Origin of the sequence: Pseudomonas sp. Pdm06 (assembly GCF_014851795.1) — a bacterium.
Lineage (GTDB): Bacteria > Pseudomonadota > Gammaproteobacteria > Pseudomonadales > Pseudomonadaceae > Aquipseudomonas > Aquipseudomonas fluorescens_AA.
Genome location: NZ_JACVAH010000019.1, coordinates 1 through 22865, shown reverse-complemented (window position 1 = coordinate 22865; position 22865 = coordinate 1). Strand labels below are relative to the sequence as shown.

20 protein-coding genes are annotated in these 22865 nt (G+C 62.0%); 10 read left to right on the top strand and 10 right to left on the bottom strand.

The genetic code is table 11. The features are described from left to right. Positions 1-10 precede the first annotated feature (10 nt). Entirely contained in the window at positions 11-766 is a 756-nt protein-coding gene (locus IB266_RS25965) for a TPM domain-containing protein (RefSeq protein ID WP_192263315.1), read from the bottom strand. Positions 767-902: 136 nt separating this feature from the next. Beyond that, positions 903-1511 carry a LemA family protein gene (locus IB266_RS25960; protein WP_060738802.1) on the bottom strand — a complete coding sequence of 203 codons (609 nt, stop codon included), beginning with the start codon at positions 1509-1511 and terminating at the stop codon, positions 903-905. Positions 1512-1762: 251 nt separating this feature from the next. Between IB266_RS25960 and bglX the strand changes: the two genes are divergently transcribed. Then, complete coding sequence (gene bglX / locus IB266_RS25955; RefSeq protein WP_192263313.1) at positions 1763-4054, top strand: beta-glucosidase BglX; 2292 nt, start codon at positions 1763-1765, stop codon at positions 4052-4054. Positions 4055-4185: 131 nt separating this feature from the next. Here bglX and IB266_RS25950 read toward each other — a convergent pair whose 3' ends face one another. The 5 genes from IB266_RS25950 to IB266_RS25930 all read right to left on the bottom strand — a co-directional run bounded on the left by IB266_RS25950 (position 4186) and on the right by IB266_RS25930 (position 8627). Beyond that, positions 4186-5343, bottom strand: a complete 1158-nt coding sequence (locus IB266_RS25950; RefSeq protein ID WP_192263311.1) for a phospholipase D-like domain-containing protein — start codon at positions 5341-5343, stop codon at positions 4186-4188. A 1-nt stretch (position 5344) separates the two neighbouring features. Next, positions 5345-5935 carry a YceI family protein gene (locus IB266_RS25945; RefSeq protein WP_192263309.1) on the bottom strand — a complete coding sequence of 197 codons (591 nt, stop codon included), beginning with the start codon at positions 5933-5935 and terminating at the stop codon, positions 5345-5347. 223 nt (positions 5936-6158) lie between these two features. Further along, a complete protein-coding gene (locus tag IB266_RS25940; protein WP_192263307.1) occupies positions 6159-6470 on the bottom strand; it encodes an amidase in 312 nt (103 codons plus the stop codon). Further along, positions 6467-7561 carry a serine hydrolase domain-containing protein gene (locus tag IB266_RS25935; protein WP_192263305.1) on the bottom strand — a complete coding sequence of 365 codons (1095 nt, stop codon included), beginning with the start codon at positions 7559-7561 and terminating at the stop codon, positions 6467-6469. The genes IB266_RS25940 and IB266_RS25935 overlap by 4 nt, the downstream gene beginning before the upstream one ends. Positions 7562-7742: 181 nt before the next feature. Next, positions 7743-8627: an acyl-CoA dehydrogenase gene (locus tag IB266_RS25930; protein WP_192263303.1), complete on the bottom strand. Its 885-nt coding sequence runs from the start codon at positions 8625-8627 to the stop codon at positions 7743-7745. A gap of 145 nt (positions 8628-8772) precedes the next feature. Here IB266_RS25930 and olsB point away from each other — a divergent pair, with 145 nt between their 5' ends. After that, on the top strand, positions 8773-9528 hold the full coding sequence (olsB, locus tag IB266_RS25925; protein WP_092204386.1) for an L-ornithine N(alpha)-acyltransferase: 756 nt from the start codon (positions 8773-8775) through the stop codon (positions 9526-9528). Then, complete coding sequence (locus IB266_RS25920; protein ID WP_192263302.1) at positions 9528-10322, top strand: lysophospholipid acyltransferase family protein; 795 nt, start codon at positions 9528-9530, stop codon at positions 10320-10322. The genes olsB and IB266_RS25920 overlap by 1 nt, the downstream gene beginning before the upstream one ends. Positions 10323-10436: 114 nt before the next feature. Here IB266_RS25920 and IB266_RS25915 read toward each other — a convergent pair whose 3' ends face one another. Next, complete coding sequence (locus IB266_RS25915) at positions 10437-11021, bottom strand: ACP phosphodiesterase (protein ID WP_192263301.1); 585 nt, start codon at positions 11019-11021, stop codon at positions 10437-10439. A 157-nt stretch (positions 11022-11178) separates the two neighbouring features. On the opposite strand from IB266_RS25915, the gene IB266_RS25910 reads away from it, so the two are divergent. From IB266_RS25910 to IB266_RS25895, 4 genes are all read left to right on the top strand, one after another. Further along, positions 11179-11481: an ArsR/SmtB family transcription factor gene (locus IB266_RS25910; RefSeq protein WP_003198672.1), complete on the top strand. Its 303-nt coding sequence runs from the start codon at positions 11179-11181 to the stop codon at positions 11479-11481. A gap of 17 nt (positions 11482-11498) precedes the next feature. Beyond that, complete coding sequence (locus tag IB266_RS25905) at positions 11499-12665, top strand: MFS transporter (protein WP_192263300.1); 1167 nt, start codon at positions 11499-11501, stop codon at positions 12663-12665. A 38-nt stretch (positions 12666-12703) separates the two neighbouring features. Further along, complete coding sequence (locus tag IB266_RS25900) at positions 12704-13753, top strand: alkene reductase (protein ID WP_192263299.1); 1050 nt, start codon at positions 12704-12706, stop codon at positions 13751-13753. Between the two features lie 324 nt (positions 13754-14077). Continuing rightward, complete coding sequence (locus IB266_RS25895; RefSeq protein WP_192263298.1) at positions 14078-14593, top strand: hypothetical protein; 516 nt, start codon at positions 14078-14080, stop codon at positions 14591-14593. Positions 14594-14806: 213 nt separating this feature from the next. Here the strand turns inward: IB266_RS25895 and IB266_RS25890 are convergent, their stop codons facing one another. Then, positions 14807-15439 carry a TetR family transcriptional regulator gene (locus tag IB266_RS25890; protein ID WP_060738814.1) on the bottom strand — a complete coding sequence of 211 codons (633 nt, stop codon included), beginning with the start codon at positions 15437-15439 and terminating at the stop codon, positions 14807-14809. A gap of 266 nt (positions 15440-15705) precedes the next feature. On the opposite strand from IB266_RS25890, the gene IB266_RS25885 reads away from it, so the two are divergent. From IB266_RS25885 to adeC, 3 genes are read left to right on the top strand one after another with little or no spacing between them, the layout of a single operon-like run. Continuing rightward, the gene (locus IB266_RS25885; RefSeq protein WP_192263296.1) at positions 15706-16863 is read left to right on the top strand and encodes an efflux RND transporter periplasmic adaptor subunit; all 1158 of its coding nucleotides are present in this window, start codon (positions 15706-15708) and stop codon (positions 16861-16863) included. Positions 16864-16866: 3 nt separating this feature from the next. Then, positions 16867-20031: an efflux RND transporter permease subunit EmhB gene (gene emhB / locus IB266_RS25880; RefSeq protein WP_192263294.1), complete on the top strand. Its 3165-nt coding sequence runs from the start codon at positions 16867-16869 to the stop codon at positions 20029-20031. Next, the gene (gene adeC, locus IB266_RS25875) at positions 20028-21485 is read left to right on the top strand and encodes an AdeC/AdeK/OprM family multidrug efflux complex outer membrane factor (protein ID WP_192263292.1); all 1458 of its coding nucleotides are present in this window, start codon (positions 20028-20030) and stop codon (positions 21483-21485) included. Before emhB ends, adeC begins: the two co-directional genes overlap by 4 nt. Before the next feature lie 79 nt (positions 21486-21564). Here adeC and IB266_RS25870 read toward each other — a convergent pair whose 3' ends face one another. After that, complete coding sequence (locus IB266_RS25870; RefSeq protein WP_192263290.1) at positions 21565-21912, bottom strand: DUF6124 family protein; 348 nt, start codon at positions 21910-21912, stop codon at positions 21565-21567. Positions 21913-22865: the final 953 nt, after the last annotated feature.

Sequence of the window (22865 nt, the reverse complement as noted above, 5' to 3'; positions counted from 1 at the left end):
ATTATTATTGTCACCAGCCGCCCGACGAACCGCCGCCCCCGAAACTGCCACCGCCACCGCTGAAGCCGCCACCGCCGCCTCCACCGCTGAAGCCGCCCCCACCGGAGCTGCCCGAACCGCTGGAGCCACCGCGCCCGGCCGGCAGGATACCGAGCATCTGGCAGACCAATATCGTCAAAATAAACAGTATCACCAGGAAGATGAACAGCCCGGGATGGCGCTCGACAAAATCGCCCTGCTCCTGCTGTCCATCCGTACTGTATGCCGGCGCCGGCTCGTCCAGCGGGCTGCCGCCCAGCACCACCAGCATCGCCGCGACGCCGTCGCTGATGCCTTTGTTGAAGTTGCCGGTCTTGAAGGCCGGCGTGATCACCTGGTTGATGATCACCGAACTCTGGGCGTCGGTCAGGCGATCCTCCAGGCCGTAGCCCACTTCGATGCGCAGTTTACGGTCATCCCGGGCGACGATCAGCAGCGCGCCGTTGTTTTTATCCTTCTGCCCGATGCCCCAGTGACGCCCCAGTTGATAGCCGAAATCTTCGATGCTGCTGCCCTGCAGGTCCGCCAGGGTCACGACCACCAGCTGTTCGCCGGTCGCCTGTTCATGGGCCTTGAGCTGCGTCTCCAGTTGCGCGCGCACCGAAGGGTCGAGCATCTGGGCGGTGTCCACCACACGCCCGGTCAGCGCTGGAAACTTCAATTCGGCCTGCGCCGTGACTGCAAACACCCAGAGCAACAGCACCAGGCCAAATTTCAACACTCGCATCGGAACTCCTGTGTGGGAGCGAACTGCTGTGGGAGCAAAGCTTGCTCGCGATGAAGGCACCTCGGTCTTTCGAATGACCGCGTTATCGTTCATCGCGAGCAAGCTTTGCTCCCACAGGCTCGCTCCCACAATTTCTTCAGAACTTCACTTCAGGGGCTTTTTCGGCATTGGAGCTGGTGGCCTCGAACGTTTCGCGCAGCGGCAGGTCGCTGTACATCACGCTGTGCCATAGGCGGCCCGGGAACGTGCGGATCTCGGTGTTGTACTTCTGCACCGCCAGGATGAAGTCGCGGCGTGCCACGGCGATGCGGTTCTCGGTGCCTTCGAGCTGCGATTGCAGCGCCAGGAAATTCTGGTTGGCCTTGAGGTCCGGATAACGCTCGGACACCACCATCAGCCGGCTCAACGCGCCGGTCAACTGGTCCTGGGCCTGTTGGAACTGCTTGAGCTTTTCCGGGTTGTCCAAGGTGCTGGCGTCCACCTGGATCGACGTGGCCTTGGCCCGCGCCTCGATCACCGCGGTCAGGGTTTCCTGCTCGTGCTGGGCGTAGCCCTTGACGGTTTCCACCAGGTTGGGAATCAGGTCGGCACGGCGCTGGTACTGGTTCTGCACCTGGCCCCAGGCGGCCTTGGCCTGTTCGTCCAGGGTCGGGATGTTATTGATGCCGCAACCGGCCAGCAGCGTGGTGAGCAGCATCAAGGCCAGCATCGGCAGGCTGCGAAGGTGGTTCAGTCGTGGATTCATTGGATGAAGCGCTCCCTGGCATGACATTGGAAAAACCCGGCCACCTATCTCACTGGCGTCTGGGGCATAATCTGCCGCCGCACTGGATTGAATCGGGTCGATGGGCTAAAAGATGCGCAGTGCGAAACTAAGTTCAGCCCAATGGGTTCGAAAGTGTGCTGTATTTAGCCGAACAACAATAGCCGCTCCTCACATTTTGGCTGACCGGCGTGTCCTGATCACCGCCCTTTAGGCTTGCGAGAAAACTATTCATGAAGAAGCTGTGTTTGCTGGGCCTGTTTGTCAGTCTGGCCAGTCACTCCGTATTTGCCGACAACCTGCCCGCCCCCATAGAGAACAAGGACGCGTTCATCAGCAACCTGATGAAGCAAATGACCCTCGAAGAGAAGATCGGCCAATTGCGCCTGATCAGCATCGGCCCGGAAATGCCCCGGGAGATGATCCGCAAGGAAATCGCCGCCGGCAACATCGGCGGCACGTTCAACTCCATCACCCGCGATGAGAACCGTCCGATGCAGGACGCGGCCATGCGCAGCCGGTTGAAGATCCCGATGTTCTTCGCCTATGACGTGATCCACGGCCACCGCACGATTTTCCCGATCCCCCTGGCCCTGGCCTCGAGCTGGGACATGGACGCCATCTACCACTCCGGGCGCATCGCCGCCCAGGAAGCCGCGGCTGACAGCCTGGACATCACCTTCGCGCCCATGGTCGACATTTCCCGCGACCCACGTTGGGGCCGGACCTCCGAAGGTTTCGGCGAGGACACCTACCTGGTGTCGCGCATCGCCGGGGTGATGGTCAAGGCATTCCAGGGCAACGGCGCCAACGCGGCCGACAGCATCATGGCCAGCGTCAAGCACTTCGCCCTCTACGGCGCAGTGGAAGGCGGTCGGGACTACAACACCGTGGACATGAGTCCGCTGAAAATGTACCAGGACTACCTGCCGCCCTACCGCGCCGCCATCGACGCCGGAGCCGGCGGGGTGATGGTCGCGCTGAACTCCATCAACGGCGTGCCGGCCACCGCCAACACCTGGCTGATGAACGACCTGCTGCGCAAGGAATGGGGCTTCAAGGGCCTCGCGGTCAGTGACCACGGCGCCATCTTCGAACTGATCAAGCACGGCGTCGCCAAGGACGGTCGCGAAGCGGCGAAGCTGGCGATCAAGGCCGGCATCGACATGAGCATGAACGACTCGCTCTACGGCAAGGAACTGCCAGGGCTGCTCAAGGCCGGCGAGATCGAACAGAGCGACATCGACAACGCCGTGCGCGAAGTGCTCGCGGCCAAATACGACATGGGCCTGTTCAAGGATCCGTACCTGCGCATCGGCAAGGCCGAGGACGACCCGGCCGACACCTACGCCGAAAGCCGACTGCACCGCGCCGATGCCCGTGACGTGGCACGCCGCAGCCTGGTCCTGCTGGAAAACCGCAACCAGACCCTGCCCCTGAAGAAGACCGCGAAGATCGCCCTGGTCGGCCCGCTGGCCAAGGCACCGATCGACATGATGGGCAGTTGGGCCGCGGCCGGGCGCCCTGCGCAATCGGTCACCCTGTTCGATGGCATGACCCGCGCCCTGGGCGCCGAGTCGAAGCTGATCTACGCCCGTGGCGCCAACATCACCGGCGACAAGAAGGTGCTCGACTACCTGAATTTCCTCAACTTCGATGCCCCAGAGGTGGTGGACGACCCGCGCTCGGCCCAGGTGCTGATCGACGAAGCGGTGCAAGCCGCCAAGGATGCCGATGTAGTGGTGGCCGCCGTGGGTGAGTCCCGTGGCATGTCCCATGAGTCGTCGAGCCGTACCGAACTGAACATCCCGGCCAGCCAACGCGAGCTGATCAAGGCCCTGAAGGCCACCGGCAAGCCCCTGGTGCTGGTCCTGATGAATGGCCGTCCGCTGTCGTTGCTGGAAGAAAAGCAGCAGGCCGATGCGATTCTGGAAACCTGGTTCAGCGGCACCGAAGGTGGCAACGCCATCGCGGACGTGCTGTTCGGCGACTACAACCCGTCGGGCAAGCTGCCGATCACCTTCCCACGCTCGGTGGGGCAGATTCCGACCTACTACAACCACCTGAGCATTGGCCGGCCGTTCACGCCAGGCAAGCCGGGCAACTACACCTCGCAGTATTTCGATGACACCACCGGCCCGCTCTATCCGTTCGGCTACGGCCTGAGCTACACCGAATTCAGCCTGTCGGACATGGCCTTGTCGTCGACCACGCTGAACAAGACTGGCAAGCTCGATGCCAGCGTGACCCTGGAAAACACCGGCAAGCGTGACGGCGAAACCGTAGTGCAGTTGTACATCCAGGACGTGACCGGCTCGATCATTCGCCCGGTGAAAGAGCTGAAGAACTTCCGCAAGGTGATGCTCAAGGCCGGCGAGAAGAAAGTCATCCACTTCACCATCACCGAAGACGACCTGAAGTTCTTCAATGCCCAGCTCAAGTACGGGGCGGAACCGGGCAAGTTCAACGTGCAGATCGGCCTGGATTCCCAGGACGTGAAGCAGCAGAGTTTTGAGTTGCTCTGACTCCCAGGCCACGCAAACCCATGTGGGAGCGAGCTTGCTCGCGATAGCGGCTTAACATTCAACTGAGATGTTGACTGTCAGACCGCCATCGCGAGCAAGCTCGCTCCCACAGTTGTATCTGGGTGCTCAAGCTAACCACGCCGATCCAACAGATTCACCACCACCCGATCCACCAATCCCCATACCCGCTGCTTGAACCGCTTCCACAGCGGTCGGCGCTGCCAGGCGTCGAGGCTGACTTGCAGGCTCTGGGCGAAATCCCGTTCGAAACTGGCCGCCACGGCGCTGCTGAGCCTGGAATCCAGGGCTTCCAGATTGGCTTCCAGATTGAAACGCAGATTCCAGTGATCGAAATTGCAAGAACCTATGCTGACCCAATCATCCACCAACACCATCTTCAGGTGCAGGAAACACGGCTGGTACTCGAAAATCTGCACGCCGGCCCTGAGCAATCGCGGGTAGTAACGGTGCCCGGCGTAGCGCACGGACGGGTGATCGGTGCGCGGGCCGGTCAGCAGCAGGCGCACGTCGATGCCCCGGGCGGCGGCCTTGCGCAAGGAGCGGCGCACGTTCCAGGTCGGCAGGAAATACGGCGTCGCCATCCAGATGCGTTTCTGGCCGCTGTTCAATGCCCGGGACAGCGATTGCAGGATGTCGCGATGCTGGCGGGCGTCGGCATACGCCACCCGGCCCATGCCTTCGCCCACCGGCGGGATGCGCGGCAGGCGCGGCAAGCCGAAATTGGAGGCTGGCTTCCAGGCCCGCCGATGACGGTTGGCAAGCCACTGGCGGTCGAACAGCAACTGCCAGTCGAGCACCAGCGGGCCGACGATTTCCACCATCACTTCGTGCCATTCACTGCGGTCGTCGAGGGGGTTCCAGAATTCATCGGTCACCCCGGTGCCACCGACCACGGCCAGGCGCTGGTCCACCAAGAGCAGCTTGCGGTGATCCCGATAAAGGTTGCGCATCCAGCGGCGCCAGCTCAGGCGATTGTAGAAACGCAACTCCACCCCAGCCTCGGTCAGGCGCTTGCGCAGGGCCAGGGTAAACGCCAGGCTGCCATAGTCATCGAACAGGCAGCGCACGCGAACGCCCCGCTCGGCGGCCTGCACCAGTGCCTGGACCATCGCCTCGGCGCAGGCCCCCGCCTCCACCAGGTACAGCTCCAGCTCGACCTGCTCCTGGGCACGGGCGATTTCCACCAGCATGCGTGGGAAGAACTGTGGGCCGTCGATCAACAGCTCGAAGCGATTGCCTTCACGCCAGGGAAAGACCGGGCCGCTCATGTCAGCGCGCCGTGAAAATCAGCACCGCATTCACCGGCACCGACAGGCTGATGGCCGACAACCCGGCCAGGTTGCGGAGCTTTTCCAGGCCCGGCGCCAGATCGAAATCCGCCGCGTTGAGCACCACCGGCTCCAAGGTCACTACTTGGAAGCGGCGTTCATCCAGGCGCGTCGCCAGCAGTTCGACGGGGTACTCATGCTGCTTGCCGTGCAGGTTCACCGTCAGCGGCAGGCGCAACTCCAACTGCGCGCCGTTGGCCAGGTCCTGGATCGGCGCCAGGTCGATCCTGGCGGTAACGGTGGCTTCGGCGAATTGCTTGATCTGGAATAACTCGGCGCGCATGCGCTCGTCCCGCAGGGGAATGCCGCTGTTGATGGATTCCAGCTCCACTTCCAGGCGCGCCAAGCCGTCGGGCTGGACTTGGCCGTGCAGCACCAGGAAACGCTGGACCTCGGAAACGTTGCCGTTTTTGCTGCTGATAAACGACAGCCGCGACGACTCGCCGTCCAGGTACCAGTCGGCCTGGGCCGGCAACGCTGCGCAGGCCAGCAGCAAGCTGACGACCGCGTGAGGGAAAAACCGCTTGAACATACACACTCGGGGGGCAGATAAACCTGTGGCGAACCTTAACCGGGCCGAGGGCGCTTGCAAACTGTCTGTTTCAACAACCGCCCAGGAATACAGAGAACCTGGGGGCAAGAGGTTTATCTGTGGGAGCAAGGCTTGCCCGCGATGGCGTTTTCAGCATCGCCATCGCGGGCAAGCCTTGCTCCCACAATAGGATCGACGTGAGGCCATGTTTCCAAAGGTTAGTTCAGGGCTCCAACCGACATCCCTGCCGCTCTCCCAACCATTGCGCACTGTTGCTGCGCCCCAACCCGCTGACGGTGACGCGCTTGGCTTCAACGGTCTCGAGAAAATCGCGGGTGGGCACTGCCTGCTTCACATAACCCCGACAATACTCGGCCGGTTGCTGCATCACATAGCGGCATGAGCAGTATTCCTTGGCGGTGTAGGCACTGATGATGTCGGGGAAAGCCTGCAATGCCACCCGCTCCAGCCAGACCCAACTGAACAGGGCAATGAGTAGCACCGACAGCAAGGTCAGCAGGATTTTGCGCTTCATGGCTGCACCTGCCCGGCGAACACCGCCATGGCGCGCTTGAGCAGTTCGTTATGGCGATAGCTGCCGTCGCGGTCGTCGCCGTAGCGCACGATCACCAGTCTGGCGCTGGGGATGATGTACAGCGCCTGGCCCCAATGGCCCAGCGCGGCGAAGGTATCCGTCGGCGCATCGGGCCAGGGGTGGAGCCCCGGATCGGCGCCGCGGTTGAGCCACCAGTGCCCGCCCGGCACGGCTTCGTCCTGGCCGGCCTGGAAGTGCACGAACGGTTCGCGGCTGAACGCGACCCAATCCTTGGGGATCAGTTGCCGTTCGCCCCAGCGGCCGCCCCGTTGCATCAACAACCCGACACGCGCCAGGTCCCGCGCCGTGAGGTAGGCATAGGACGATCCCACGAAGGTGCCGTTGGCGTCGGTTTCCCAAGTCGCGTGGCGGATGCCCAGGGGCTCGAACAGGGCCGTCCAGGGATAATCGGGATAACGTGCCGCACCGACGATGTTTTTCAGGGCCGCCGCCAACAGGTTGCTGTCACCGCTGGAGTAACGAAACGCCTGCCCCGGGGAGCTGAAGCTTTCGTGCCGCGCGGTAAACGCCGCCATGTCATGACGCCCGCGGGTATAGAGCATCGCCACCACCGAGGACTTGAGCGGCGCGTATTCGTAGTCCTCCTGCCAGTCCAGGCCAGACGCCCAGTGGAAAAGATCGGCCAGGGTCAGGCCCGGGTGCCGGTTCAGGGGTGGGTAGTACTTGGCTGCCGGATCGTCCAGGGCAAAGCGCTGTTCACCGTAGGCCACGCCGAACACCGTCGCCAACAGACTTTTGCTGATGGACCAGGTCAGGTGCGGGGTCTGGGCGGTGGACGGCCCGGCGTAGCGTTCATAGACCAGTCGACCGTCCTGGATCACCAGCAGCGCATCGGTGCGGATGCCCTCACGGCTCGCATCGTCCCGGGGTGGGAAGGCGTATTGTTCCAAGGCTTCGATGGCCGGCCCGCTCGGAGTCGGGCCGCTTGGCCATTGCTCGCCGGGCCAGTCTTCGGCCTGGACGCTCAGGTTGAGTATCAGCAGCGGGATCAGGAACCAGCCTTTGGACATGCTTGGGGCTCGCAGGTTTTAACCTTCAGAGCCTATGCAGACTTGATGACAGTTTCGAGGCTTGTGTCGACAGTACCGACGCCATCGCGGGCAAGCCTTGCTCCCACAGATTTTGTCTTGACCACTCAAGCATGGTCCACTCAAAACCTGTGGGAGCAAGGCTTGCCCGCGATGAGGCCCTTCAACCCAATGAAGTTCCCAACGCCTTGGCCAACCGCCTGGCCCGCGCCCCCGCCGCAAGGTCCATCACACCTTTATCCCGCGTCCACATCTCGCGCCACGCCGCAGGCCCAGTGGCCAGGGCAGCGTCGAGTTCGCCGTCGAGCCCTTGGAACTGGGCGAACAACCCACCCAGCAGCACATGCCCGGCAGGGCTGGAAGGGTTGTGGCGACTCACCTCCGCGCAACCGGCAAGCAACGCCAGCAGGCGCAGTTGCAACACCTGGGGCCAGGCACATTCCTGCCCGATGCCATACAACCAGGCCGTCATCGCGCTAAGTACATAAAGGTCTTCCAGGGTGCGGAACGGTTTGACGTAAGCGTCCCAGCCATCACCGGCCAGCAACTCGCACAGCGCGCCGTCGAGCAGCACACGGCCATGGCTGATGTCCGGCATCAGGCCCATGGCGGGGAGTTTTTCCAGGGTCACGCCGGGCTCGCCCGCATAGGCCACTGCCAGGTTCAGTCGTGGCGTTTCGCCGTGCGCTTCGCTGCGAGCGGCAATCAGCAGCCACTCGGCGGCGTCGCCAGCGGTGACGAAATCCTTGCGCCCGCTCAGGCGCAAATCGTCGAGGCGGGTTTGCATGTCCACCGGGCGCAAGCTGCGTTGTTCGGTGGCACACAAGGCGCCAAGGCTCTGGGGCGCGCTCGGCCAAAGCACCCGCAGCGCCGCCTGGTACCCCACCAGGAAAGCCAGCCCCGGCGTGGCCATCGACCGGGCCCCGACCACGGCCAACTCGAACGGCGTCACCGGCCCCAGGCGTTGCAACAACGCGGCATAACCTTCAGCCAGGTCCGGATAGGTGGGCAGGCGCTCGCCACGTTCGATCAGGGTGTGCCAGGGCATGAGTGGGCTCCTTGAAGGCTGTCATATAAGCATCACCAAAGCTTCATGGCGATGACACCGGGGCTACATAGCCTGACTTTGCACAACATGGCTGCATAAAGAAAGTCGACAGGCTGCAACTGAACAGCCCGCACGGAGATTCGCTATGACCCAGATCGCCCGCATCAGCGACACCGGCAATGAACGCCGCCTGCAAGCCGAACGCCTGATCGGCGCCCACGCCTTGCAAGAAGCCCAGGCCCTGCGCTTCAACGTCTTCAGCGGCGAATTCAACGCCAAGCTCAAAGGCGCGGAAGTGGGTCTGGACATGGATGACTATGATGTTCACTGCGCCCACATCGGCGTACGCGACCTGAACACCGGCCGCCTCGTGGCGACCACGCGCCTGCTCGACCACCAGGCCGCCAGCAGCCTGGGCCGGTTCTACAGCGAAGAAGAATTCAGCCTTCACGGCCTGGTCCATCTCAAGGGCCCGATCCTGGAAATCGGCCGTACCTGCGTCGACCCGGCCTACCGCAACGGCGGCACCATCGCGGTGCTCTGGGGCGAACTGGCCGAAGTCCTGAACGAAGGCGGCTACAGCTACCTGATGGGCTGCGCGAGCATTCCGATGCAAGATGGCGGTATCCAGGCCCAGGCAATCATGCAGCGCCTGCGCGAACGCTACCTGTGCACCGAACACCTGCAAGCCGTGCCGAAAAAACCATTGCCGACCCTGGACGTGCCGTCCAACGTGATCGCCGAAATGCCACCGCTGCTCAAGGCCTACATGCGCCTGGGCGCGAAGATTTGCGGCGAGCCGTGCTGGGACGAGGATTTCCAGGTGGCTGACGTGTTCATCCTGCTCAAGCGCGACGAACTCTGCCCGCGCTACGCCCGCCACTTCAAGGCAGCCGTGTAATGAGCCGGTTACGGGTGTACGCGCGTATCGCGCGAGTCTTGCTGGTGGTGACCCTGGGCCTGAGCATGGCCAGCGTGTTCGGCCTGTTCGAACGCCTGGGGGTCGCCAACTCGATGGTCCGTCGCCAGCGCTGGTCGCGGTTCTTCATGGCGCGGCTGAGCCATGCCCTGCCCTTTTCAGTCACCGTCCACGGTCAACTGCCGCAACGGCCGATGCTCTGGGTCAGTAACCATGTGTCCTGGACCGACATCCCGTTGCTGGGCATGCTCACGCCGATGTCATTCCTGTCCAAGGCCGAAGTGCGTACCTGGCCGGTGGCCGGATGGCTGGCCGCCAAGGCCGGCAGCCTGTTTATCCGGCGCGGGTCGGGTGACAGCCAACTGATCCGCAAACAAATGAGCCGCCACCTGGAACAGGCCCACCCGCTGCTGATGTTCCCGGAAGGCACCACCACCGATGGCCGATCCCTGCGCACTTTCCATGGGCGCTTGTTGTCTGCCGCCATTGATGCCGATGTGGCGTTGCAGCCGGTGGCGATCCGTTACCTGCGCAACGATGAGCCGGATTCGCTGGCACCGTTCATTGGCGATGATGATTTGCTGTCGCACCTGATGCGCCTGTTCGCCAATGATCGGGGCGACGTGCACATTCACCTGCTGGAACCGATTGCCTGCCACGGCCAGGAACGCGCGGCCCTGGCGTTCCAGGCGCAACAGGCGGTGCACAAGGCGTTGTTCGGGACGATTCCCGAGAAACAGCAAGCGCCGATGCGGCCTGCTGCGATTGCGGCCTGATCCGGATTTCTGCGCGGCCCCCCTGTGGGAGCGGGCTTGCTCGCGAAGACGGCAGTACATTCAACACAGATGTTGACTGATCCACCGCCTTCGCGAGCAAGCCCGCTCCCACATTTAGTTATTTGGCGTGACCTGACTCAGCACAAAATCCTGCAACTGCGGGTAGAACAACCGGAAATCCTCGCTCAGCGGCTCATAAAGCTCGATCAACTCCGCCATCGCCCCGGCCAGTTCCTCGGGGCGGGACAGGCGGCGGGAAATGCCGCGCAGTACCTGCCCCAGTACTTCGAATTCCTGATAAGACCCCAGCCAGTCATCCGCCGCCATGTACGGCGCGATCTGCGCCAGGCGCCCTGGCAGCTGGGGTTCGGTGCGCAGTACCTGGTAGACACGGGACGTGAAATCCACCAGCGGCCCTTCGCCGTACAACGCCCAGTCCCGGGCCAGGCAGTGATCGAAAAACACGTCCAGCACGATCCCGGCATAGCGCCGCCGCACCGTGGAAAAACGCGACAGGGCAATGTCCACCAAGGGATGGCGGTCGGTGTACATGTCGATGCGTCGATGCAGGGCAATCGCCGCTTCGATCTGCGGATCGTATTGCCCTTGCAACGGCCCTTTGACGAAGTCGCCGTAGAGGCTGCCGAGCAGTTGTTCCCGGCCGGGGCCGCCGAGGTGCAGGTGCGCGAGATAGTTCATGGCCCGCAGCTTAGCACCCCCGCGCCAATATCGTTATAACCCGATATAGCGATTTGTTCGGCATTCAGATCAAATCCATATTGGTGTATCGCGAAATAACGATTTAAGGTTCGCCCTATCGCGATATAGCGTTTTACTCACCCTGAGCTTGCCACCCATGACCCTCGACCTCGACGAAATAATAAAAGCCCTGGCGCACCCAGTACGGCGAGACATCCTCAACTGGCTCAAAGACCCCAAGGTCCAGTTCCCCGAGCAGTTGCACAACCACGAGTTCGGCATTTGCGCCGGGCAGATCGACCAGCGTTGCGGCCTGTCGCAATCCACGGTGTCTGCGCACTTGGCGGTGTTGCAACGGGCGGGGCTGATCACCAGCCAGAAGGTCGGTCAATGGCACTTCTTCAAACGCAACGAGGAAGTGATCCAGCAGTTCCTCAAGCAGATGAGCCAAGAGCTCTGACCCGACAAGGACCCATCATGCCCCTCTCACTCCTGATCCTGGCCCTGAGCGCCTTCGCCATCGGCACCACCGAGTTCGTCATCATGGGCCTGTTACCCGATGTGGCGGCTGACCTGGGCGTGTCGATTCCCGGCGCCGGCTGGCTGGTGACCGGCTACGCCCTGGGCGTGGCCATCGGCGCACCGTTCATGGCCCTGGCCACCGCCCGGCTGCCGCGCAAGGCCGCCCTGGTGGCGTTGATGGGGATTTTCATCGTCGGCAACCTGCTCTGCGCCATCGCCAGCGACTACAACGTGCTGATGTTCGCCCGGGTCGTCACCGCCCTGTGCCACGGCGCGTTCTTCGGCATCGGTTCGGTGGTGGCCGCCGGCCTGGTGGCGCCCAACAAGCGCGCCTCGGCCGTGGCCCTGATGTTCACCGGCCTGACCCTGGCCAACGTGCTCGGCGTGCCGTTGGGCACCGCACTGGGCCAGGAGGCCGGCTGGCGTTCGACCTTCTGGGCGGTGACCGTCATCGGTGTGATTGCGCTGATCGGCCTGATCCGTTTCCTGCCAGCCAAGCGCGATGAAGAGAAACTCGACATGCGCTCGGAACTGGTAGCGCTCAAAGGCGCCGGTCTGTGGCTGTCCCTGAGCATGACCGCGCTGTTCTCCGCGTCGGTGTTCACCCTGTTCACCTGCGTCGCCCCGCTGCTGGGTGAAGTCACCGGCGTGTCGCCCCGTGGCGTGACCTGGACCCTGGTGCTGATCGGCCTGGGCCTGACCCTGGGCAACATCATCGGCGGCAAGCTGGCGGACAAGAGCCTGGCGAACACCCTGATGGGCGTCTTCCTCACCATGGCCGTGGTGTCCACCGTCCTGAGCTGGACCAGCGTGGCGCTGATCCCCAGTGAAATCACCCTGTTCCTCTGGGCCACCGCCTGCTTCGCTGCCGTGCCGGCCCTGCAAGTCAACGTGGTGACCTTCGGCAAAGATGCACCCAACCTGGTGTCCACCCTGAACATCGGTGCCTTCAACATCGGCAACGCCCTGGGCGCCTGGGTCGGCGGCAGCGTCATCGACCATGGCCTGGGCCTGACCTCCGTGCCCCTGGCCGCCGGCGCGCTGGCCGTGCTGGCGCTGCTGGTCACCCTGATCACTTTCCGCCAGGGCGGCAATGCCGACCTGGCCCCGGCGACTCACTGACTTTCAATCACTCTCTGATTCTGACGAGGCTGTAACTCATGACGACTATTTTTGATCCGATCACACTCGGCGACATCGAGCTGAAGAACCGCATCATCATGGCCCCGCTCACCCGCTGCCGTGCCGACGCAGGCCGCGTGCCCAACGCGCTGATGGCCGAGTACTACGTGCAACGCGCCTCCGCTGGCCTGATCCTCAGCGAAGCCACTTCCGTCACGCCGATGGGCGTGGGCTACCCGGACACCCCGGGCATTTGGTCCAACGACCAGGTGCGCGGCTGGGCCAACATCACCAAGGCGATCCACGGCGCCGGCGGCAAGATCTTCCTGCAACTGTGGCACGTGGGCCGGATCTCCCATCCGTCGTACCTGAATGGCGAAACCCCGGTGGCGCCCAGCGCGATCCAGCCCAAGGGCCACGTGAGCCTGGTCCGCCCCCTGGCCGACTACCCGACGCCGCGCGCACTGGAAACCGCTGAAATCGCCGACATTGTCGACGCCTACCGTGTCGGTGCCGAGAATGCCAAGGCTGCTGGTTTCGACGGTGTGGAAATCCATGGCGCCAACGGCTACCTGCTCGATCAGTTCCTGCAAAGCAGCACCAACCAGCGCACCGACCAGTACGGCGGCTCCCTGGAAAACCGTGCCCGCCTGCTGCTGGAAGTGACCGATGCGGCCATTGAAGTCTGGGGAGCCGGCCGAGTGGGCGTGCACCTGGCGCCACGGGCCGACTCCCATGACATGGGCGACGAAAACCGTCTGGAGACGTTCAGCTACGTGGCCCGTGAACTGGGCAAGCGCGGCATCGCCTTCATCTGCTCCCGCGAGAAAGAAGGCGATGACAGCATCGGTCCGCAACTCAAACAAGCCTTTGGCGGCCCATACATCGCCAACGAGCGCTTCACCAAGGACAGCGCCAACGCCTGGCTGGCGGCTGGCAAGGCTGATGCGGTCGCGTTCGGGGTTCCGTTCATTGCCAACCCGGATTTGCCGGCACGCCTGAAGGCCAATGCACCGTTGAACGAGCCGCATCCTGAAACTTTCTATGGGAAAGGCCCAGTGGGGTACATTGATTACCCCGTGATGTAAGCTCGTACCAGCCGCTTTATAAAAAAAGCCCCGACTCGAAAGAGCCGGGGCTTTTTTTATACCTGTAAAACTTCAGCCACGCGCAATCAACGCGAACAGCAACATTAAATAACAAGGCAACTTTCATCTGGCGTGGATTCAATCACGCAACGGCGCTAATAATAACGCTCGAACGCACCAACCACTGATACAAAGGATTGAAACTTACACCTCACCCAACCACACATTAAGAACTTTAACATTCCAGCAACACCCACTAACCCAAACACCATCAGTTTGCAGGCGAACGCCAGCGAGCCGTGTATTTATGAGAGATGCCTCACCATGAACATCCTGAAAAACTTCATTCTCGCCCTCCTGCTGGGGCCCGCCATGGTTGCCCACAGCCAGGCCAATACCGAAGTGACCGTGGAGATTGCCAATAACACCCGCGGCACATTGAAAATGAACAACCTGTTGACCGACCCACCCCAGGCCGAGGATTTTTCCTTGAGCGTCCACGACATCGATCCAAAATCAAGTTATAGATTCCATATCGAGCACTTCAGGGATTACACCTACCCTGGAGCCGGCTGGCGCCCGACATTAAAAAAAGTCAAACCTGTTGAACTGGTCCTTAATTATGAAATGAGCCATTTCAACTTTGAATGTCAAATGCACACCCGCTTGCAGGTCTCCATCGTGCCTGGCGCTTTGGAACCCAGCTATAAGCCCACTTGGAAGAGCAGGACGACTTACACCGGCAATGGCGAATACACGTGCCGCTCGGAAATTTCCCGGAAGATGCTTGAGCCCCCCTTCAACTACACCGTTCGCCTCATTATCGAACCAGGTCGGTGAGCCTGCGGCCCCGCCAAGACGTTGACATGAGCCGGCGATTCTTCTGCAAGCTTACTCCGTGGGATCGGGAGCCGACGGAGTCGCTGCCGGTCACGAAACAAATCCCCTACAAAATTTGTTCATGATTGCCTTTCAACCACGACAGCATTCAGTTTATAAAAGCTATTTCGAACACTTGTCATGAAACAAGCCGAAGCAATTACGCATTTTGTTTCATTTGCGCAGGCTAGGGCTCAGGCGCAGCATATCCAGCCCGATATCCACCCAGCGCTCAGCCTCACCGGCCAGGGGGAAGCTATCGGGGGCCAGCAGCCACTGATAAAGAATACCGTCGACATAGGCATGCAGGGCAATCGCCGCCCTTTCCGGTTCCAGATCCGCCGGTAGCTGGCCGCGATTCATCGCATTGCGCAACGACAAGGCAATACGCACATTACAGTCGAGACTGACCTGGCGCCGCTGCTGGCGCAGATCGCACATTTCATCGGTGAATTCACACTTATGGAACAGAATCTCATTAATGCGTCGGGTCTTCGGGTCCAGGGCAACTTGTTGAAACAATTGCACCAGCAGCTTGCGCGTACAACCCAGCGGGTCAAGCTCCTCTTCATTCTCACTGGCACGGGCCAGGTCATCGAGCGGCTCATGCAAGGTATCGAGCATGGCCTGGAGCAGGTCCGCCTTGTTGCTGAAATGCCAATAGATAGCACCGCGCGTCACGCCGGCCAGCGTCGCGATATCCGCCAGAGTGGTACGGGCCACACCTCGCTCGAAGAACGCCTTTTCGGCCGCTTCGACTATCTGGCTGCGAGTCTCCTGGGCTTCCTCTTTGGTACGACGGACCATGGCAGTAAACACCTCAATCAGGATTGCGTCAGCAATGCGTAAGAATCAGCAGAGCAAAATATGAGGCGACGTCGCTTGAAGCGCGTCCCCGATCTACTCGTGCCCTTTGTCAGGCTTTTGTAAATCCGGATATTACGCAATTTGGCTGTTTACAAACAACCGTGTACGTAAGTATATTTCTTAGCATCCTACTAATTGAATTACTGCTGCTTTTTTACCTTCCACCTTCGAGTGCGCCCCTTGCGCGCCTGGACCCGAGGATTTCCATGCAATTCAAGCCAGCTGTTACTGCTCTGGTTACCGCCATCGCCCTGGCATCGCTGCTCAGCGGATGCAAAAAGGAAGAGGCTGCACCTGCAGCGCCCCCTCCTCAGGTCGGCGTCGTAACCCTCAAGACCCAGCCCTTCACCTTGACCTCGGAACTGCCGGGTCGCACCAGCGCGTTCCGCGTCGCCGAAGTACGGCCACAGGTCAACGGCATCATTCTCAAGCGCCTGTTCAAGGAGGGCGCCGACGTCAAGGCCGGCCAGCAGCTGTACCAGATCGACCCTGCGGTCTACGAAGCGACCCTCAAGAGCGCCGAGGCCAACCTGCGCTCCACCAAGTCGATTGCCGACCGCTACAAGCAACTGGTGGATGAACAGGCGGTGAGCCGTCAGGAATACGATACCGCCGTGGCCAATCGCCTGGAATCGGAAGCCAACCTGCAGACTGCCCAGATCAACGTGCGCTACACCAAGGTCTACGCACCGATTTCCGGTCGCATCGGCCGCTCCTCGGTCACCGAGGGTGCGCTGGTGAGCAACGGCCAGACTGATGCCCTGGCAACCATTCAGCAACTGGACCCGATCTATGTCGACGTGACGCAGAGCTCGGTCGAGCTGCTGCAACTGCGCCGCGAACTGGAAAGCGGCCGTTTGCAAAAGGCCGGCGAGAACGCGGCCATGGTCAAGCTGACCCTGGAAGACGGCAGCCAGTATCCGCACGAAGGCAAGTTGGAGTTCTCTGAAGTGTCGGTTGACCAGACCACCGGCTCCGTGACTTTGCGCGCCGTGTTCCCCAACCCTGACCACACCCTGCTGCCGGGCATGTTCGTCCACGCCCAATTGCAGGCCGGTGTGAACAGCGCGGCGATCCTGGCACCGCAACAAGGCGTGACCCGTGACCTCAAGGGCGCGCCAACCGCGCTGGTGGTGGGTGCGGACAACAAGGTCGAGCTGCGCCAGCTCAAGGCCAGCCGCACCGTCGGCAGCCAGTGGCTGATCGAAGACGGGCTCAAGGCCGGCGATCGCCTGATCACCGAAGGGTTGCAGTTCGTACGGCCAGGAGTGGAAGTCAAAGCCACCGAAGCCACCAACGTTGGCACCAAGAACCCGGCCCCCGCACAGGCAGCTGATAAAGCCGCCGGCGGCAAAGGGGAGTAAACCATGTCGAAATTTTTCATCGACCGTCCGATTTTCGCCTGGGTGATCGCCCTGGTGATCATGCTGGTCGGGGCTCTATCGATCCTCAAATTGCCGATCAACCAGTACCCGAGCATCGCGCCGCCGGCCATTGCGATCCAGGTGACCTACCCGGGTGCGTCCGCGCAGACCGTGCAGGACACCGTGGTACAGGTCATCGAGCAGCAGCTCAACGGTATCGACAACCTGCGTTACGTGTCCTCGGAAAGTAACTCCGACGGCAGCATGACCATCACCGCGACCTTCGAGCAGGGCACCAACTCCGATACCGCCCAGGTCCAGGTCCAGAACAAGCTGAACCTCGCCACTCCATTGCTGCCGCAAGAAGTGCAGCAACAGGGCATCCGCGTCACCAAGTCAGTGCGAAACTTCCTGATGGTGATCGGCGTGGTGTCGCGTGACGGCAGCATGACCAGGGAAGACCTGTCGAACTACATCGTGTCCAACATGCAGGACCCGATCTCGCGCACCGCTGGTGTCGGTGACTTCCAGGTCTTCGGTGCCCAGTACGCCATGCGGATCTGGCTCGACCCGGCCAAGCTGAACAACTTCAACCTGACCCCGGTGGATGTGAGCACGGCCATTTCCGCGCAGAACGTCCAGATCGCCTCCGGCCAGCTCGGCGGCCTGCCTGCCATGCCCGGCCAGCAACTGAACGCCACCATCATCGGCAAGACCCGCCTGCAGACCGCCGAGCAGTTCAAGGCCATCTTGCTCAAGGTCAATCCGGACGGCTCGCAAGTGCGCGTCGGCGATGTGGCGGATGTCGCCCTCGGCGGTGAAAACTACAGCATCAACGCCCAGTTCAACGGCCTCCCGGCTTCCGGCCTGGCGGTGCGGCTCGCCACCGGCGCCAACGCCCTCGACACGGCCAAGGCCCTGCGCAAGACCGTCGACGACCTCAAGCCATTCTTCCCGCAAGGCCTGGAAGTGGTATTCCCGTACGACACCACCCCGGTGGTGAGCGAGTCGATCAAGGGCGTGATCGAGACCCTGGTCGAAGCGGTCGTGCTGGTGTTCCTGGTGATGTTCCTGTTCCTGCAGAATTTCCGCGCCACCATCATCACCACGATGACCGTGCCGGTGGTACTGCTGGGCACCTTCGGGATCCTCGCGGCATTCGGTTTCAGCATCAACACCCTGACCATGTTCGGCATGGTGCTGGCCATCGGCTTGCTGGTGGACGACGCCATCGTCGTGGTGGAAAACGTCGAACGGGTGATGAGCGAAGAAGGCCTGTCGCCCAAGGAAGCCACCAAGAAATCCATGGGCCAGATCCAGGGGGCCCTGGTGGGTATCGCCCTGGTGCTCTCGGCGGTACTGCTGCCGATGGCGTTCTTCGGCGGTTCCACCGGTGTGATCTACAAGCAGTTCTCCATCACCATCGTCTCGGCCATGGCCCTGTCGGTACTGGTGGCACTGATCTTCACCCCTGCCCTGTGCGCCACCATGCTCAAGGCCATTCCGAAAGGCGAGCACGGCACGCCGAAACGCGGCTTCTTCGGCTGGTTCAACCGCAGCTTCGACCGTGGCGTCAGGAGCTACGAACGTGGCGTGGGCAACATGCTCAAGCACAAGGCCCCGTACCTGCTGGTCTACGTGATCATCGTGGTCGGCATGGTCTGGCTGTTCACCCGCATCCCGACGGCGTTCCTGCCGGAAGAAGACCAGGGCGTGCTGTTTGCCCAGGTACAGACACCGGCCGGCTCCAGTGCCGAGCGCACCCAGGTGGTGGTGGACAACATGCGCGAGTTCCTGCTGCGCCCCAGCAAGGACGGCGGCGAAGGCGACGGTGTGGCCTCGGTGTTCACCGTGACCGGCTTCAACTTCGCCGGTCGTGGCCAAAGCTCGGGCCTGGCATTCATCATGCTCAAGCCGTGGGAAGAGCGTAACGCTGACAACACCGTGTTCAAGATCGCTGGCCGTGCCCAGCAACACTTCTTCACCTTCCGCGACGCCATGGTGTTCGCCTTCGCCCCGCCAGCGGTGATGGAACTGGGTAACGCCACCGGTTTCGACGTGTTCCTGCAGGACCGTGCCGGCATTGGCCACGACAAGCTGATGGAAGCCCGTAACCAGTTCCTGGGCATGGCGTCCCAGAGCAAGGTGCTGGCCCAGGTACGTCCGAACGGTCTGAACGATGAGCCGCAGTACCAGTTGGAAATCGATGACGAGAAGGCCAGCGCGCTGGGCATCACGCTCTCGGAGATCAACAACACCCTGTCGATTGCACTGGGCAGTAACTATGTGAACGACTTCATCGACCGTGGTCGGGTGAAGCGGGTGTACGTCCAGGGCCAACCGAACTCGCGCATGAGCCCCGAAGACCTGCAGAAGTGGTACGTGCGCAACAGCGCCGGGACCATGGTGCCGTTCTCTGCGTTCGCCAAGGGCGAGTGGGTCTACGGCTCGCCGAAACTGGCGCGTTACAACGGCGTGGAAGCGATGGAGATCCTCGGTACCCCGGCACCGGGCTACTCCACTGGTGAAGCCATGGCCGAAGTCGAAGCCATCGCCAAGAAACTGCCGGCCGGTGTCGGTATTTCCTGGACGGGCCTGTCCTATGAGGAACGCCTGTCGGGTTCCCAGGCGCCGGCGTTGTACGCCTTGTCGCTGCTGATGGTGTTCCTGTGCCTGGCGGCGCTGTATGAAAGTTGGTCGATTCCGATCGCGGTCATGCTCGTGGTGCCACTGGGGATCATCGGTGCCTTGATGGCCACCAGCTTGCGCGGCCTGTCCAACGATGTGTACTTCCAGGTGGGCCTGTTGACAACCATCGGCCTGGCGGCGAAAAACGCCATTCTGATCGTGGAATTCGCCAAGGAACTCCACGAACAAGGGCGAACGCTGGTGGAAGCCGCCATCGAAGCCTGTAGGATGCGTCTGCGGCCGATTATCATGACCTCGTTGGCGTTCGTCCTCGGCGTGGTCCCGCTGGCGATTTCCACCGGCGCCGGCTCGGGCAGCCAGCACGCCATTGGCACCGGTGTGATCGGCGGCATGTTGACCGCTACCATCCTGGCTATTTTCTGGGTGCCCTTGTTCTTCGTGACCGTGTCGTCGATAGGTCGCCGCAAAAATGCGGACCAGGACGATACTCCTGAAACTTCTAAAGAGGCTGGCCAATGAGCAAGTCGCTCCTCTCCCTGACCATCGCCGCCGTCGTGCTCAGCGGTTGCTCGCTGATCCCCGACTATCAGCGGCCCGAAGCACCGGTCGCGGCGCAATACCCACAAGGGCCGGCCTACGAGGCAGCCAAGGCGCCCGGCCAGGCCGCCGCCGAGCAAGGCTGGAAGCAATTTTTCCATGACCCGGCGCTGCAACAGCTGATCCAGGTCGCCCTGGAAAACAACCGCGACCTGCGCGTCGCGGCGCTGAACATCGATGCCTACGCCGCGCAATACCGCATCCAGCGGGCTGACCTGTTCCCGGCGGTCTCGGCCACCGGTTCCGGCAGCCGTCAGCGGGTACCGGCACGGGCTTCGCAAACCGGCGAAGCGGCGATCAGCAGTTCCTACTCGGCCACCCTGGGCATCAGCGCCTATGAACTGGACCTGTTCGGTCGGGTTCGCAGCCTGAGCGAGCAAGCATTGCAAAGCTACTTCGCCACCGAAGAAGCCCGCCGCAGCACCCAGATCAGCCTGGTGGCCAACGTCGCCAATGCCTACCTGACCTGGCAGGCCGATAAGGAACTGCTCAAGCTGACCCAGGAAACCCTCGGAGCCTACGAGCAAAGCTTCAAGCTGACCTCGCGCAGCGCCGAAGTCGGCGTGGCCTCGGCCCTGGACCTGAGCCAGGCACGTACCGCGGTGGAAAACGCCCGTGTGCAACTGGCCCGCTACACTCGCCAGGTCGCCCAGGACGAAAACAGCCTGACCCTGCTGCTGGGCACCGGCCTGCCGGCCAACCTGAACTCACGACCGTTGAGCGATGACCTGCTCAGCGAAGTGCCGGCCGGGCTGCCGTCGGACCTGCTGCAACGTCGTCCGGACATCCTCCAGGCCGAACGCAACCTGCTGGCCGCCAACGCCAACATCGGCGCCGCGCGGGCCGCGTTCTTCCCGAGCATCAGCCTGACGGCCAACGCCGGCACTTTGAGCCCGGACCTGTCCGGCCTGTTCAAGGGCGGTTCGGGCACCTGGACCTTCGCCCCGCAAATCAACCTGCCGATTTTCAACGCCGGCAGCCTGCGGGCGAGCCTGGATTACGCCAAGATCCAGAAAGACATCAACGTCGCCAATTACGAGAAGTCGATTCAGACCGCGTTCCAGGAAGTCTCCGACGGTCTGGCCGCACGCCGGACCTACAATGAACAGTTGCAGGCCCAGACCGCTTTCGTCGCCGCCAACCAGGACTACTACCGCCTGGCCGAGCGTCGCTACCGCATCGGCGTCGACAGCAACCTGACCTTCCTCGACGCCCAGCGCCAGTTGTTCAGCGCGCAACAATCGCTGATCACTGACCGCCTCTCGCAATTGACCAGTGAGGTCAACCTGTACAAGGCACTGGGTGGGGGCTGGAATGCCGAGACCGGCAAGAACGAACCGGTGAAAGAAGAAGCACCGAAGATGAAATTGTTCTGATTGACGCTTTGAATGCTGAAACACGAAGCCCACCGAAAGGTGGGCTTTTTTGTTTGTGCCTGCTTCAACTCCGACTTGGCTAACGTGGGTCGACGATATCCAGCGCACGATTAGCCAACAACTCGCTCAGCTCGATCATCTGCGCCACGCCGAGCGCGAGTCGCCGCGAGCCCTCCAACTCGAACGCCAGGTCACTGACCATGGCATTGGCCGAGGCCAGGGTTTCGCTGAGATTGGCCAGGAGACACTCCGTGTCGATGGTATCGATGACGGTGAAGACTTGTGTTGAGGTTTTGGGTTTGGGATCAGGGTGGGTGCCCAGATGGTAATCGAGTGCTCGGTCTGCGGCCTCTTGGAGCTTTTCTGGATCGGGGTCGTTGTAGGGGAAAGTGCTCTCTGATGGCGAAGAAGGATGGTGTTTTTTCATAACGGCGCTCCTGCATCAATTGAAGCCCGAGACGTGGGTCCGGACGCTGGCGCCTAACGAATTCGGCGGGCTTGCAGTCCCGGTCGCTGGATTGGCAGCGACCCAAACAAGCTAGAGACTCCGCTTCCGAGCAGCAACCTTAAAACCTCGTCGGAAAAATCGCCGCGTCTGTCAGACCGGCCACAAATCTTGTGGGAGCGAGCTTGCTCGCGATGGCGGCCTGTCAGCTGGCTTTGCTCTTGTTGACTGGGTACATATCCGTTTTCGTGGTAACGGCTACTTATGGTTTCGCCCTTACGGCGAGTCACTTTCGAAAAGCGCGAAAGTAACCAAAGCGCTCCTGCCCCACCACTCGGTGCCTCGCCTAGGCTCGGCATGCCTGAACGAAGGCATTGCTCCGTGGGCCGCCGCGAAGGGCCATCCATGGCCCAGCGCGGCTAACCCGGCATCCATGCCGGGTTGCCCACTGCGCAATACCCTCGTTCAGCCAGCGTGGTTAACGGGGCGCCGAGATCAACGTCCACCGCGAGGCGGCCTAGTAGCCGACCTGGTTCTTGGTGGGACCGCGTTTTCCCTGTGGGAGCGAGCTTGCTCGCGAAGAGGCCGGAGCATTCAACATCTCCAACGACTGTGCCATCGTCTTCGCGAGCAAGCTCGCTCCCACATTGGATCGGAGTCCAGATGCCAGAATCAGGTCGGCTGTAAGGCCGCCTTCGCGAGCAAGCTTTTGCTCCCACAGGTCTGATGGGTGTACGACCGGAAGAGTCAGGCCGGCTATAAGGCCGCCTCGCGGTGGACGTTGATCTCGGCGCCCCGTTAACCACGATGGCCGAACGCAGGCATTGTGGAGTGGGCATCCCGGCATGGATGCCGGGATAGCCGCGCTGGGCCATGGATGGCCCTTCGCGGCGGGCCCACGGAGCAATGCCGGAGTGAGGGCACACCGAGCCTAG

Excerpts from the sequence above, each read along its gene's own strand:
- IB266_RS25965 (WP_192263315.1), bottom strand. The coding sequence starts at position 766 with ATGCGAGTGTTGAAATTTGGCCTGGTGCTGTTGCTCTGGGTGTTTGCA.
- IB266_RS25870 (WP_192263290.1), bottom strand. The coding sequence starts at position 21,912 with ATGAAAAAACACCATCCTTCTTCGCCATCAGAGAGCACTTTCCCCTAC.
- IB266_RS25935 (WP_192263305.1), bottom strand. The coding sequence starts at position 7,561 with ATGTCCAAAGGCTGGTTCCTGATCCCGCTGCTGATACTCAACCTGAGC.
- IB266_RS25910 (WP_003198672.1), top strand. The coding sequence starts at position 11,179 with ATGACCCTCGACCTCGACGAAATAATAAAAGCCCTGGCGCACCCAGTA.
- IB266_RS25930 (WP_192263303.1), bottom strand. The coding sequence starts at position 8,627 with ATGCCCTGGCACACCCTGATCGAACGTGGCGAGCGCCTGCCCACCTAT.
- IB266_RS25900 (WP_192263299.1), top strand. The coding sequence starts at position 12,704 with ATGACGACTATTTTTGATCCGATCACACTCGGCGACATCGAGCTGAAG.
- IB266_RS25945 (WP_192263309.1), bottom strand. The coding sequence starts at position 5,935 with ATGTTCAAGCGGTTTTTCCCTCACGCGGTCGTCAGCTTGCTGCTGGCC.
- IB266_RS25950 (WP_192263311.1), bottom strand. The coding sequence starts at position 5,343 with ATGAGCGGCCCGGTCTTTCCCTGGCGTGAAGGCAATCGCTTCGAGCTG.
- IB266_RS25960 (WP_060738802.1), bottom strand. The coding sequence starts at position 1,511 with ATGAATCCACGACTGAACCACCTTCGCAGCCTGCCGATGCTGGCCTTG.
- IB266_RS25905 (WP_192263300.1), top strand. The coding sequence starts at position 11,499 with ATGCCCCTCTCACTCCTGATCCTGGCCCTGAGCGCCTTCGCCATCGGC.
- bglX (WP_192263313.1), top strand. The coding sequence starts at position 1,763 with ATGAAGAAGCTGTGTTTGCTGGGCCTGTTTGTCAGTCTGGCCAGTCAC.
- IB266_RS25920 (WP_192263302.1), top strand. The coding sequence starts at position 9,528 with ATGAGCCGGTTACGGGTGTACGCGCGTATCGCGCGAGTCTTGCTGGTG.
- IB266_RS25915 (WP_192263301.1), bottom strand. The coding sequence starts at position 11,021 with ATGAACTATCTCGCGCACCTGCACCTCGGCGGCCCCGGCCGGGAACAA.
- emhB (WP_192263294.1), top strand. The coding sequence starts at position 16,867 with ATGTCGAAATTTTTCATCGACCGTCCGATTTTCGCCTGGGTGATCGCC.
- IB266_RS25895 (WP_192263298.1), top strand. The coding sequence starts at position 14,078 with ATGAACATCCTGAAAAACTTCATTCTCGCCCTCCTGCTGGGGCCCGCC.
- adeC (WP_192263292.1), top strand. The coding sequence starts at position 20,028 with ATGAGCAAGTCGCTCCTCTCCCTGACCATCGCCGCCGTCGTGCTCAGC.
- IB266_RS25885 (WP_192263296.1), top strand. The coding sequence starts at position 15,706 with ATGCAATTCAAGCCAGCTGTTACTGCTCTGGTTACCGCCATCGCCCTG.
- IB266_RS25890 (WP_060738814.1), bottom strand. The coding sequence starts at position 15,439 with ATGGTCCGTCGTACCAAAGAGGAAGCCCAGGAGACTCGCAGCCAGATA.
- olsB (WP_092204386.1), top strand. The coding sequence starts at position 8,773 with ATGACCCAGATCGCCCGCATCAGCGACACCGGCAATGAACGCCGCCTG.
- IB266_RS25940 (WP_192263307.1), bottom strand. The coding sequence starts at position 6,470 with ATGAAGCGCAAAATCCTGCTGACCTTGCTGTCGGTGCTACTCATTGCC.